The organism is Chryseobacterium geocarposphaerae (assembly GCF_002797535.1).
GTDB classification, from domain to species: domain Bacteria; phylum Bacteroidota; class Bacteroidia; order Flavobacteriales; family Weeksellaceae; genus Chryseobacterium; species Chryseobacterium geocarposphaerae.
Map to the genome: position 1 here is coordinate 850,815 of NZ_PGFD01000002.1, position 12,997 is coordinate 863,811.

At 34.5% G+C, this 12,997-nt stretch carries 13 protein-coding genes; 8 read left to right on the top strand and 5 right to left on the bottom strand.

What is annotated here, in order from left to right:
• Positions 1 to 46: 46 nt before the first annotated feature.
• The 4 genes from CLV73_RS15580 (at position 47) to CLV73_RS15595 (ending at position 4,606) form a co-directional block, all read left to right on the top strand.
• Complete coding sequence (locus tag CLV73_RS15580; RefSeq protein ID WP_100377892.1) at positions 47 to 976, top strand: 2-hydroxyacid dehydrogenase; 930 nt, start codon at positions 47 to 49, stop codon at positions 974 to 976.
• Between the two features lie 94 nt (positions 977 to 1,070).
• Positions 1,071 to 2,330 carry a serine hydrolase domain-containing protein gene (locus CLV73_RS15585; protein ID WP_100377778.1) on the top strand — a complete coding sequence of 420 codons (1,260 nt, stop codon included), beginning with the start codon at positions 1,071 to 1,073 and terminating at the stop codon, positions 2,328 to 2,330.
• A 25-nt stretch (positions 2,331 to 2,355) separates the two neighbouring features.
• Positions 2,356 to 4,134, top strand: a complete 1,779-nt coding sequence (locus CLV73_RS15590; RefSeq protein WP_100377893.1) for an Ig-like domain-containing protein — start codon at positions 2,356 to 2,358, stop codon at positions 4,132 to 4,134.
• A 13-nt stretch (positions 4,135 to 4,147) separates the two neighbouring features.
• Entirely contained in the window at positions 4,148 to 4,606 is a 459-nt protein-coding gene (locus CLV73_RS15595) for a heme-binding domain-containing protein (protein ID WP_100377779.1), read from the top strand.
• A 38-nt stretch (positions 4,607 to 4,644) separates the two neighbouring features.
• Here the strand turns inward: CLV73_RS15595 and CLV73_RS15600 are convergent, their stop codons facing one another.
• From CLV73_RS15600 to CLV73_RS15620, 5 genes are all read right to left on the bottom strand, one after another.
• Positions 4,645 to 5,160, bottom strand: coding sequence for an NUDIX hydrolase (locus tag CLV73_RS15600; protein WP_100377780.1), 516 nt, complete (start codon positions 5,158 to 5,160; stop codon positions 4,645 to 4,647).
• Positions 5,157 to 6,071 (bottom strand): site-specific tyrosine recombinase XerD, encoded by a 915-nt coding sequence (xerD, locus tag CLV73_RS15605; RefSeq protein ID WP_100377781.1) that lies wholly within the window; start codon positions 6,069 to 6,071, stop codon positions 5,157 to 5,159. The genes CLV73_RS15600 and xerD overlap by 4 nt, the downstream gene beginning before the upstream one ends.
• A gap of 7 nt (positions 6,072 to 6,078) precedes the next feature.
• Positions 6,079 to 6,501 (bottom strand): deoxycytidylate deaminase, encoded by a 423-nt coding sequence (locus CLV73_RS15610; protein WP_100377782.1) that lies wholly within the window; start codon positions 6,499 to 6,501, stop codon positions 6,079 to 6,081.
• A gap of 41 nt (positions 6,502 to 6,542) precedes the next feature.
• The gene (locus CLV73_RS15615) at positions 6,543 to 7,310 is read right to left on the bottom strand and encodes an enoyl-CoA hydratase/isomerase family protein (protein WP_100377783.1); all 768 of its coding nucleotides are present in this window, start codon (positions 7,308 to 7,310) and stop codon (positions 6,543 to 6,545) included.
• 119 nt (positions 7,311 to 7,429) lie between these two features.
• Entirely contained in the window at positions 7,430 to 8,917 is a 1,488-nt protein-coding gene (locus tag CLV73_RS15620) for a catalase (protein WP_100377784.1), read from the bottom strand.
• Positions 8,918 to 9,049: 132 nt separating this feature from the next.
• Here CLV73_RS15620 and CLV73_RS15625 point away from each other — a divergent pair, with 132 nt between their 5' ends.
• The 4 genes from CLV73_RS15625 (at position 9,050) to CLV73_RS15640 (ending at position 12,876) form a co-directional block, all read left to right on the top strand.
• Positions 9,050 to 10,000 (top strand): LysR substrate-binding domain-containing protein, encoded by a 951-nt coding sequence (locus tag CLV73_RS15625; RefSeq protein ID WP_100377785.1) that lies wholly within the window; start codon positions 9,050 to 9,052, stop codon positions 9,998 to 10,000.
• Between the two features lie 232 nt (positions 10,001 to 10,232).
• The gene (gene metK / locus CLV73_RS15630; RefSeq protein ID WP_100377786.1) at positions 10,233 to 11,513 is read left to right on the top strand and encodes a methionine adenosyltransferase; all 1,281 of its coding nucleotides are present in this window, start codon (positions 10,233 to 10,235) and stop codon (positions 11,511 to 11,513) included.
• Between the two features lie 83 nt (positions 11,514 to 11,596).
• A complete protein-coding gene (locus tag CLV73_RS15635; RefSeq protein WP_100377787.1) occupies positions 11,597 to 12,088 on the top strand; it encodes a hypothetical protein in 492 nt (163 codons plus the stop codon).
• Between the two features lie 197 nt (positions 12,089 to 12,285).
• Entirely contained in the window at positions 12,286 to 12,876 is a 591-nt protein-coding gene (locus tag CLV73_RS15640) for an RNA polymerase sigma factor (protein ID WP_100377788.1), read from the top strand.
• Positions 12,877 to 12,997: the final 121 nt, after the last annotated feature.

Below are 12,997 nucleotides of genomic sequence, written 5' to 3' on the forward strand. Positions count from 1 at the left end.
CTGAAACTTACCTTTGCAACAACAAATATAAAGAATTATGCCTTCTATGAGAATTTTACTCCTTGATAAAAATCACCCGCTTATTACTGAACAGCTTTTGGCTAAAAATTGTATCCTGGAAGAAGATTTTACGTCTTCTTATGATGAGGTTTGCAGTAAAATTGAAAACTATGACGGGGTGATTATAAGAAGCAGGATTCCTTTGGATAAGAACTTTCTAGAAAAGGCAAAAAATCTGAAATTCATTGCAAGAGTAGGAGCAGGAATGGAAAATATTGATATTCCCGTAGCTGAAAAATTGGGCATACAGCTGATTAATTCTCCTGAAGGAAACAGAGATTCTGTGGCAGAACATGTTGTCGGAATGCTTCTGATTTTAATGAATCGTCTTTTTATTGCTTCTCAGGAAGTGAAAAACGGGATCTGGCTTCGTGAAGAAAACAGGGGAGATGAGCTTCTTGGTAAAACGGTGGGCTTAATCGGTTATGGAAATATGGGAAAGGCAACAGCAAAACGACTTTCCGGTTTCGGATGTAAAGTGATTTTTTATGATATCCTTCCTGATCTTTCTGATGAATATGCAACCCAGGTTTCTTTGGAAGAATTAAAAGAAAAAGCCGAAGTTTTAAGTCTCCATATTCCTCTGACTGCTGAAACACATTATCTTGTTGACTCGGCATTCATCGCTGAAATGAAGAATAATTTTTATTTTGTGAATACAGCAAGGGGGAAAAATGTAGAAACTAAAAGTTTAGTTGATGCGATTGAGTCAGGAAAGGTGAAAGGAGCCTGTCTTGATGTATTGGAGTATGAGAAATCTTCTTTTGAGAATATAGAATCTGAAAATGAAACATTACAATATTTATTGCATTCGGAAAAAGCAATTGTGACCCCTCATATTGCCGGATGGACGCATCAAAGTAAAGAAAAACTGGCACAGGTAATCGTGGATAAAATTGTAGCTTCGTTTTTATAATTATGCCTTGATAATGTTAAATAAGTCTTAATATATGACTCATATTTAATATTTTCTTAGGGTTTTATTAAATTGCCGCTCATTTTAGAAATTCATGAAGAAGCTTAGTTTTGTACTTATTTCCGCCTTATTTTTTGGTGTTATCTCCTGTAAAAAGAAAGAAGAAAAACAGTCTGAACCTGTTTACACTTCCAGTTTACCAAACTATGGAAAAGTAGATTTAAATACTGTTTTTACCGATGACGACAGAATACTTTCTGACAAAAATACAATCACGCAATATATTGATGAATATTATCAAAAGGTTTGGGAAAAAGGAAATTTAAGTGGAGGAATTTTGGTGGCGAAAGGAGATGAGATACTCTACGAAAACTACAGAGGCTTCGGAAGGGAAGGAAATCAGATGCCTATTGGCAAAAATACGCCTTTGCATGTTGCTTCGGTTTCAAAAACCATGACGGCAATGGCGATGATGAAGCTTATAGAAGCAGGAAAAATAAAATTATCGGATCACCTGTCACAGTTTTTTCCGGGATTTCCTTACCCGAATGTTACTGTTCAAACGTTATTAGATCAAAGAAGCGGCCTCCCGAAATATGAATATTTTATCACAAAGATAAAACCGGAACCGGCAGAATTATCCAAGACATTTATAACGAATCAGGATGTATTGAATATGATTATTAAATACAAACCTGAGCTGGCAAGAGATACCGATACCGGATTTATGTACTGTAATACCAATTTTGCTTTATTAGCCTTATTGATTGAAAAAGTTACAAAGACGCCTTTTCCGAAGGCTATGGAAGAAATGGTCTTTGCTCCGCTGAAAATGAAGAATACTTATATTTTCCAGGAAAAGGATATTCCGACAGCTTCTCAGTCGTTTTATTTTGGAGGGAATAAATTATATCCTTTAGATCGGTTAGATCTTATCTATGGAGATAAAAATGTATATACTACGCCGAGAGATCTTTTCAATTTTTCAAAAGCAATGTTTTCAAAGGATTTTTTAAAACCTGAATTGATGAAGATGGTTTTTGAACCTTACAGCAATGAAAAGTTCGGAATGAATAATTATGGTTTGGGCTTTAGAATGAAGATTTTTGATAACGGAGAAAAACTGACTTATCACAACGGATGGTGGCATGGTTCCAATTCGGTTTTTGCTCATTTACTGAAATCTAAAGTCACGATTGTCGCTATTGGTAATAAGTATTCGGGAAGAGTCTATACAGCATTGGCTTTATCCGGCTTATTTGAAGATTTTCCACAGCAAAAAGCGAAATTACATACGGTGATGAACGATAATAAAGATTCTTTGAACGGAGGAAATGAAGTTTTTGGAGAATAATGTTTACTTTTGTTCAAACGTATTCATGAAAAGATTTTTTTTATTATTCGTTGCTGCTTTTCTTTTGCATTCATGTGCAAGATTGGGTTCTCCTATTGGTGGACCAAAAGATTCTTTGGCACCGAAGTTTCTTAGCTCCAATATTGATACCACAAGAATTAACGTTCCCAGAGATATTAAGGAGCTCAGAATCGATTTTGACGAATATATTACTTTAAAGGACATTAATAAAAACCTGAGTATTTCCCCACCTATCAAAAATATTAAAAAAATTATTCCTTCCAGTATTGCGAATAAATTTCTTTTGATTCAATGGACGGACACTTTACAGGCGAATACCACGTATAATTTTAATTTCGGAAATGCAATAGCAGATAATAATGAGGGTAATATTTTAAAATATTTCAATTTTGCTTTTTCTACCGGAGATAAAATAGATGATTTATACATCAGCGGGGAGATAAAAGATGCTCTTTCAACTAAAAAAAGCACTGGGGAAAACAAAATGGTTGTCGGCCTTTTTCAGGTAAAAGATACCATGAATTACAGACAAAAGCCTTATTATATTAGTAAAGTGGATGATGACGGATATTATGAACTTAATTATCTGTCACCGGGTAAATATAAAATTGTAGCTTTTGAAGATGAGAACGGGAACTCAGTATATGACCCGGGTAAAGAGAAAATAGGTTTTCAGAAGGATCCGATCAATTTTGAAAAATCGATATCAGGCCTGAATCTTAAGATCTATCCTTCTAAAAAGCCACTGAAGTATGTTGAAATGAAAGAGATGCCGGGAGGAATCACCATGACTTTTGAAGGACATCCTGAAAATGTAAAAGTAAATCCTCTGAGTGATAAACTTAAGGATATAAAAATTACTCATACTCCAAAATCAGATTCTGTAAAAATATGGTTTGATGCCGTGAAAAGCGATGTTGGACAGACAGTAACTGAGAATTTAAAGTTCAAGTATGATGCGGGAATAAAAGACAGTGCTTTAACAACTTCATTGTTCTATAAGTATAATCCGAAGAATAAAATGACCATTTCTAACGGAAATGCTCTTTTACCACCTAAATCCGACCTTACCATTGTTTCAAATTATATGATCAATTCAATAGAACCTGAGAAGTGGATATTGAAAAAGGATAGTACGGTAACCCAGGAATTTACAGCCAGAATATCTGAAACTAATCCTTATCAGGTATTGGTAACCTCCAATTTCGAAGCTGGAAAAAAATATCAGCTTACGATTCCAAGTAAAACCATTTCTTCATTCTATGATAAAATAGGAGATCCTTACCGTCTCGATTTTGAAGCAGATAAGGTTGAAAACTACGGAAGCTTGGCATTCATGCTTACCAATGCTCCGACCGCCAATTATTGGATCCAATTGCTTGATTCCTCTGATAAAGTATTGTATCAAAAATATACAAAAGGAGATTATGTGAAGTTTGATATCTTAAAGCCGGGAGAGTATATTGTAAGGATTCTCGTTGATAATAACGGAAATAAGTTTTGGGACGAGGCAGATTTGGAAAAGGATATTTTTGCTGAAGATGCTTATATATATTATAAACAGGCTATAGTACGACCATTATGGGATTCCAATGAAGATTGGGATTTAAAAGATACAAGAACGTTGGATAGCCCTAAAACTCCTACGGCTCCTACAAATAAAAATGTATCGCCAACAGTGGAGACTAAAACTCAGGACCTTAACAGAACTAATAGTACAACAGTGCCAACTACTACTAAACCTATTAAATCTGATAGGGGCGTTTTAACACCAGTTAAATAAAAGTTAAGAGAGTATGGCGACTGTAAAGAAAATATTATTTTGGGTGCTTGTCGGGCTTATTATTATTCAGTTTATCCCGGTTGATAAAACGAATGTTGCCGTTAAAAGTTCAGTTAATTTTGTGGATGTCAAAAAAACACCGCCTAAAATCAGGACCCTTATTAAGTCGGCATGTTATGACTGTCATTCCAATGAAACGATCTATCCTAAATACGCTTATTTTGCACCTATTTCCTGGTCAATTAAAAGCCATGTTAACGAAGGGAGGGAACATCTTAATTTTTCTGTGTGGGGAACTTATAATACCGATCTGAAAAAAAGTATGCTTGATAAATCTATCCAAACAATTCAAACTAAAGCCATGCCTTTGCCGGGATATATGGTTTATCACAAAGAGGCTAACTTATCGGATGCAGAAAGAGCATTGCTGGTGAAATATTTTGAGGAAATGATTAAAACTAATTCTTATTAATAAACAAAAAAAATCGCAGATCATTCTGCGATTTTTTTTTATTTAGATTGTAAATATTTTTCAAAGAAGATCTTCTGAGAATCGAAGGCGATTTCTTGGAGATCAAGCTCTTTCAGAGGAATCCAAACTGCTTCCGAGATTTCGGATAATTCCAGATTCACTTCAAACTTTTCTGAAACACGATATTCATAAAAAAGATCAATCGTATTGTAATCAATCTCTTTATACTGATATACATTAGGAAGGCTTGTAAGATATTTTAAATTTGAAATATCAACCTTTAATTTCAGTTCCTCAAAAAGCTCTCTTTTGCACGTTTCTTCGGCGCTTTCTTTAGGGTCTACAAATCCTCCCGCTAAATCTAACTTTCCTTTTTTAGGATCTCTGTTTCGTCTTGTAAGATAAATTTCATCACCACATCTTATCACAACTGCTACTGCTCCGGCTACGTTATTGTATAATGTAAAACCGCATTCGGGGCAGCTCCATTTCTTTTCATTATTCCATTGTAAGGATTCTTTGCCGCAGCTGGGGCAGTATTTCAATAATTTCATTGTGTAATATTGATGTTTCTAGGATGATAATTTAGTATAACATCGCGAAGTTCTTCCGTTTTTAAGTGAGTATAAATTTCTGTGGTGGTAATGCTTGAATGACCAAGCATTTCCTGAATGTAACGCAAATCTGCTCCATTTTGCAAAAGATGGGTGGCGAAAGAGTGGCGGAAGGTGTGAGGAGAAATCTTTTTGTTAACCCCTGCTTTATCCGTTAATTCTTTTATAATCAGAAACACGATAACTCTTGACATGGAAGTTCCTCTGCTGTTTAAGAAAAGGCAATCTTCATGCTTTTTATTGATCTTGTTTTTAGAACGTACATCCTGAATGTAATTCTTTAATAATTCAGCTGTATAGTCTGCCAAAGGAACAAGCCTGGTTTTGTCTCCTTTTCCTGTTACTTTAATGAATTTCTCGTTAAAGTTGATATTGGAAATCTTCAGTTCGATTAGTTCGGAAACCCTTAATCCACAACCATACAGAACCTCAATGATACACTGGTTTCTTTTTCCCAGATCGGTTGAAACTTCTATGGCATTAATGATTTTGTTGATATCGGGAAGGCTTAATGTATCCGGAAGATATAGCCCCAATTTAGGGCCTTCGAGCAATGTTGCCGGATTGTCCTCTCTTATTTCGTCTTCTACTAAATATTTGAAAAAAGCCTTTATGGAAGATATCCATCTCGCTTGAGACCTTTCACTGAATTTTTGTTTTGAAAGTAAAAAAATATATTGCTGAATGTGTTCGTAACTGATAACATCCGGACCAATATTGTCAAGACTTTCCTCACTATATTCTTTTAATTTTTTGATGTCCCGTATATAGGCGTCGAGAGTATTTTCTGAAAAATTTCTTTCGAACCGAAGAAAAATTTCAAAATCTTTAATTTTTTCCTGCCAAGTCATTTGTGTTTTATTTTTTTAATTCAACATCTGATATCTGTTCTATCTCTATATTATGATTTTTTAAAAATGATATTCCGTCATCGTCAGAATATTCATTAATATATACTAATCTCGTAATCCCCGCCTGTAAAATCAGTTTACTGCATTCTTTACAGGGTGAAAGAGTTAAATATAATGTTGCTCCCTTTGCTGATTGTGTAGAGGCCGCAAGCTTCAGTATGGCATTCGCTTCAGCATGCAGTACATACCAATGCGTTTTTCCTTCCTCATTTTCACAGCAGTTCTCAAACCCGGAAGGAGTGCCGTTGTATCCGTCAGAAATAATCATTCTGTCTTTTACAATCAGAGCTCCTACCTGTTTTCTCTTACAGTAAGAAAGCTTTGCCCATTCCTGAGCCATTTTTAGATAAGCTTTATCAAACTTATTCATACAACAGCATTATATATTTTTCGAAATAATTTTAAATATTATTAAAAGCTGGGTTTCCTTTTTTCAAGAAAAGCAGCAACTCCTTCTTTTTTATCTTCCATTTCAAAAAGCTCTCCAAATGATTTGATCTCAGTTTCAAAGCCTTTGTCTGTGTAAGATAAATTCACAGCCTGTATTGCTTTTGAAATCGCCATTGGTGAATTATTAGCAATCGTTTTTGCCAGTTCTTTAGTTTTTGTTAAAAGCTCTTCAATAGGGAAAACTTCATTCACAAGTCCTATTTCTTTAGCTTTTTGTGCGGGAATCATTTTAGCAGAGAAAATAATTTCATTCGCCAATCCTTTTCCTACCAATTTTGGAAGTCTCTGGGTTCCTCCGTATCCGGGAATTAGACCTAAAGTAACTTCCGGAAGACCTAATTTTGCATTTTCGGAAGCATATCTTATATGACAAGCCATTGCCAGTTCTAAACCGCCACCTAAAGCAAAACCATTAACAGCTGCGATTACCGGTTTAGATAGGTTTTCAATTTTATTGAACAGTGAATTTTGTCCGTTTCTTGCCAGTTCTTCTGCTTTTTCCTGTCCGAAATCGCTAAATTCTTTAATATCAGCACCTGCAACAAACGATTTTTCTCCACTTCCGGTAATAATAATTGCTCTGCAGGTCGCTTCAGAATTTAATTCATCCAACGCTGTGCTGATTTCCTGAATGGTCTTTACATTTAATGCATTTAAACTTTCAGGCCTGTTTATGGTAATGATTGATATTCTTTCTTCTGTTTGTAATAATATGTTTTCGTAGTTCATTTTAGCCTTGTAATATTATCTTCCGCAAATTATAATTTTTTTCCACATAAAAAGAAAAAATATTCACTTTTTTTCCTTTTATGTTGATTTATTTTTAATGTAAAGTTCTTATTTGTTGTTTATTTGGAATGATTCATCATATTTGCATCAATGTTTACACTCAATTGAGAAGCAACTTTCATACCCAGTTCAATATTGGCTCTGAAAAAATGACATAATTGTCGGTTGATGATCTCGTCTTTCTTAGGTCCGTTTATTTCCTTCATACTCGCTACTATGTTGTTCACCAGATTTTCTCTGTCTTGTGCGGACATTGCCTTTGAATATAATAATCCTGGTTGGGTGTAATGGTCATCATCATTTTCGTTTCTGTTGTAACTTGCAACATGAGCACTGTCAAGTTCATATTCGAAACTTTTATAAGACGGATCTGGTTTAATGTCATCAAAACTGTTCGGGAAATAATTAGGTTTGTCCTGATAATGACTGGAATCTGCCATGAAGCCGTCACGTTGATAATTATTAACAGCAAAAGGACATCGGTTTACTTCCAGTTGGTGAGCATTTACACCCACTCTGTATCTGTGAGCATCCGGATAAGAGAAAAGTCTGCCCTGAAGCATTTTATCCGGAGAAAAACTGATTCCGTTAATCAAATTGCCGGGAGAAAAAGTAGACTGTTCCACGTGAGCGAAGTAATTGGCAGGAATTTCATTCAGTTCCATTTCTCCAACTTCAATTAAAGGGAAATCTTTTTGAAACCATACTTTAGTGATATCAAAAGGATTCCATCTGAAATCTCTTGCCTCTTCTTCTGTCATCACCTGTATATACATTGTCCATTTTGGAAACTCACCGTTTTCAATAGCATTACAAAGATCTTCCTGAGCAAAATCAGGATTTTTCCCTGCCATACTTACAGCTTCATCATTGGAGAAATTTTTAATTCCCTGTTTGGTTTTTAAATGAAATTTTACCCATACGCGTTCATTTTTATCATTAATCATTGAATAGGTATGAGAACCGAAGCCATGCATATGTCTGTATCCGTAAGGCGTTCCTCTGTCAGACATTAAAATAAGAACCTGATGAAGAGATTCAGGATTCAGACTCCAAAAATCCCACATCATGGTGGCGCTTTTTAAATTGGTTTTCGGAACTCTTTTTTGAGTATGGATGAAGTCCGGGAATTTTTTAGCATCTTTAATAAAGAAAACTGGAGTGTTGTTGCCTACTAAATCCCAATTTCCGTCTTCTGTATAAAACTTTAAGGCAAAACCTCTTGGGTCTCTTGCGGTATCTGCGCTGCCCTTTTCACCTCCTACCGTAGAAAACCGGGCAAACATTTTGCATGAATTCCCAACTGCAGAAAACAATTTTGCTTTGGTATATTGGCTAATATCATGGGTGACGGTAAATTTTCCATAGGCACCGCTTCCTTTGGCGTGAACAATTCTTTCGGGAATTCTCTCTCTTACAAAGTGAGCAAGGTTTTCCTGAAGAATGAAATCTTGCAGTAATACGGGGCCTCTGGGACCTACTGTTTGTGAATCCTGATGTTCAAAATATGGGGAACCGTTGCTTAATGTTATCTTTTTAGAATCCATAAATCTATCTTTAGAGTGAGAAATTTCTTATTGTATTTTAAAGATGTAAAGGTAGTAAATATCAAAATTACTTCAATTTTTATTGCTAATAGCAAAAACATCATATCTTTGTAATAGATAATATTAATCACAATGAACATTCAGCAATTGGAGTATCTTATCGCTGTAGATAAGTATAAACATTTTGGTAAAGCAGCTCAAGCATGCTTCATTACACAACCTACCTTAAGTGCAATGATACAAAAATTTGAGGATGAACTGGATGTTAAGGTGTTTGACAGGACTACTCATCCTATTCGTACTACAGATGTGGGACTTCAGATCATCGATCAGGCAAAGGTAATTATAGAGTCTGTCAATGAATTAAAGAATAAAGCGAATCTTTTAAATAATATTTTAGGAGGAACTATTAATTTAGGAATCATTCCTACCGTTTCTTCCTTTATTTTACCTACGGAGATTTTCACGTTTCTGGAAGAGAATCCGAAAATCCAGATGAATGTGAAGGAAATGACCACAGATAATATTATTAAAGCTTTGAAGGCCGGAGAGTTGGATGCGGGAATTATCTCAACTCCATATGATTCTGCAGACGAATTTTATCAGGATTTCCTGTTCAATGAAGAACTCATGATTTATAGCTCCAATACGGAAGCTAATAAAAAGAATTCCTATGTAGTTCCTGAAGAGTTGAATGTTGAGAAGGTTTGGCTACTTGAAGAAGGTAACTGCCTTAGAAATCAATTTGAGAACATTTGCCATCTTAAGGAAAACACGCTAAAACCGAAGAATTTAGATTTCTTGGCTTCCAATATTCAGACGTTGGTACATATGGTAGATAAAGTTGGCGGAATCAGTATTTTGCCGGAATTGGCCTTAAGTCAACTGTCAGAAGAGCAGAAAAATAATGTTTTCAGATTCAAAAAGCCATTTCCTTACAGAGAGATAAGCATTATTTATTATAAGCCGACATTCAAGCAGAAAATTATTGATGAATTATCACATTCCATCAAAACATCTTTGGATAAAAAGCTTAATTATAACGAAAGTCCTAAAGAATTTGTAAGCATAAAACCTCAATAGTTTCTTTTTGCAAAACTGAGATAAATCATTAATTTCAAGAAAATTATAATTAGTAAACAAAAGGTTTGAGTATTAAAAAAATAGTGCTTAAATTTGCCAACGTTTATACACGAGGAGAAATTTGACCTGATTGCAACCTCTATAAAAAAATGCTAAAACAGTATTCTTTTTTAGGCTTTCCGGGCAATATATTTTTCTTCGATTTTTTAATCTAAATACATTATAGAAGAATATGTCTTATTTATTTACATCTGAATCCGTTTCAGAAGGACATCCGGATAAAATTGCCGATCAGATTTCCGATGCATTAATCGATCATTTCTTAGCATACGATAAAAATTCGAAAGTAGCTTGCGAAACTCTTGTTACAACAGGACAGGTTGTACTTGCAGGTGAAGTGAAGTCAGATGCTTATCTTGATGTTCAGACGATTGCCAGGGAAGTTATCAACGGAATTGGATATACAAAAGGAGAATATATGTTCAATGGTGATTCTTGTGGAGTTATTTCTGCAATTCACGAACAATCTCCGGATATCAATCAAGGGGTTGACAGAGCTGTGGTAGAAGAGTCTTTTGAAGCTAGAGCAAATGCGCAAGGAGCAGGAGATCAGGGAATGATGTTTGGATATGCTACGAACGAAACGGCAAACTATATGCCTTTAGCGTTAGATTTGGCACATACTATTCTTAAAGAACTTTCTGCAATCAGAAGAGAAGATGCTGAAATCAGGTATCTTCGTCCGGATGCAAAAAGCCAGGTAACTATTGAATATTCTGATGATCACAAACCTATCAGAATTGATTCTATCGTAGTTTCTACCCAACATGATGATTTTGGTTCAGAAGAAGAAATGTTGAACAAGATTCGTGAAGACATCAAAAATATTTTAATTCCAAGAGTGATTGCTCAGCAACCGGAAGAAATTAAAGTATTATTCAATGATCAGATCAAATACCATATTAACCCGACCGGTAAATTTGTAATCGGTGGTCCTCACGGAGATACAGGTCTTACAGGACGAAAAATCATCGTTGATACATACGGAGGGAAAGGAGCTCACGGTGGTGGTGCTTTTTCAGGAAAAGACCCTTCAAAAGTGGACAGAAGTGCGGCTTATGCAACAAGACACATTGCTAAAAATTTAGTAGCTGCAGGTGTTGCAGATGAAGTTTTAGTACAGGTTTCTTATGCAATCGGTGTTGCTGAACCTTGTGGTTTATACATCAATACCTATGGAACTGCAAAAGTAGATCTTCACGATGGGGATATTGCTAAAAAAGTGTCTACTATCTTTGATTTGAGACCTTATGCCATTGAGCAGAATTTAAAATTAAGAAATCCTATTTATCAGGATACTGCCTCTTACGGACATATGGGAAGAGAGAGCTATGTAGCTGATAAAACGTTCAACAAAGGACAGAAAAATGAATTGACTCTTAAAGATTTAGAATTCTTTACCTGGGAGAAATTAGACAAAGTAGACGAAATTAGAGCTTCTTTTGGGATTTAATTTTGTTTTTAAATAATAATACAGGCTGCTTTATCTTCGGGTAAGGCAGTTTTTTTTAATTTTACACAATAAAAGATTTAAAGATGATGAATGTGAGAACTGCGATTACCGTTCTTTCGGTATTTTTCCTAAGCCTATTTGCAAAAGCACAATATACTATACACAAAATGATTAATGTAGGATATGTCTACCAAAATCAAAGTTTTGGAGAAATAGGAGGAAGATTGTTGTTTTTGAAAAATGATGATGTTATCTATCGTTTGGGTGGTTCTGCTTTAATGGGGTCTGCCAATTCCCAGTTTGCAATAATGCCAAAGTTGCAGGCAGATGTTTTGTTAAATTTTGAAAAAAATGTGGACTTCTATCACTCCTATTATTTCCTTGCAGGTGTAGAAGGAACCAATAAATATGTGGCTCCGAAAATCGGGGTTTCTCTTTTCGGGATTTTAGATCTTACAGGCGGATATGCATTTGCTATGGGAAATGCTGGATTAAACGGCAAAAAAATGGAGGGGTTAAATATTAATTTTACACTAAATATCCCAACTGTCTTTATTCATGATATGTTTAAGTGATTATTTTTAAATTTTTTTGATAAAAAATTAATAATAGGTTAACAGTTATTAAAAAATTATTATATTTACAACATATAAAATTGTACCGCCTATTGATTGGACTTTACTCTAAAAAACTGTTTTGTATTTATAGTTAAAGCCAGATTAATTATCTGGATATATGCTTGTCTACAAATTTTTTATTATTGAGAAGAGTTATGAAATCAAAATCGGATAGTTTACTAATTTCCCTTTACCAGGAAGGAGACGAAGGAGCATTATCTACGCTCATTCATCGTCATCAGAGAGAACTTTTTACATTCATTTTTTACAAAATTAATGATGAAGACTTAGCAAATGATGTATTTCAGGATACTTTTATGAAAATCATTGTTATGCTGAAAGAAGGGCGCTATAACGAAGAAGGAAAATTTATTCTTTGGGCAAAAAGAATCGCTCATAACCTTATTATTGATCATTTCAGAGCAAAATCTAAAAATATTAAAGTTTCTGAAACTACTTTTGAAACTGATGAATATTCTATTTTTGACTTATTAAGAGAACCTTCGGAAAATATTGAAGATCAGTTGGTAACCAATCAGATTCAGGAAGATCTTCTGAAAATGCTTCAGTTCTTACCTCAAAATCAGCAGGAAGTCATTAAATTAAGATTTTTTGACGGATTAAGCTTCAAAGAGATTGCAGATCATACAGATATGAGCATCAATACAACGTTGGGAAGAGTAAGATATGCGCTGATTAATCTTAGAAAAATAATGGAAGAAAATAATATTATTCTTACAAGATAATAAATTTAACTATTTCACGTTTTAAAGAAAACATTTTTCGCCTATGAAAAAAAATGATTCTTTAAAAGTGAAAGCTTTGAAGCCAAAAAAAGAAACAATTGAGTTTTTGCTTAGCTATTCG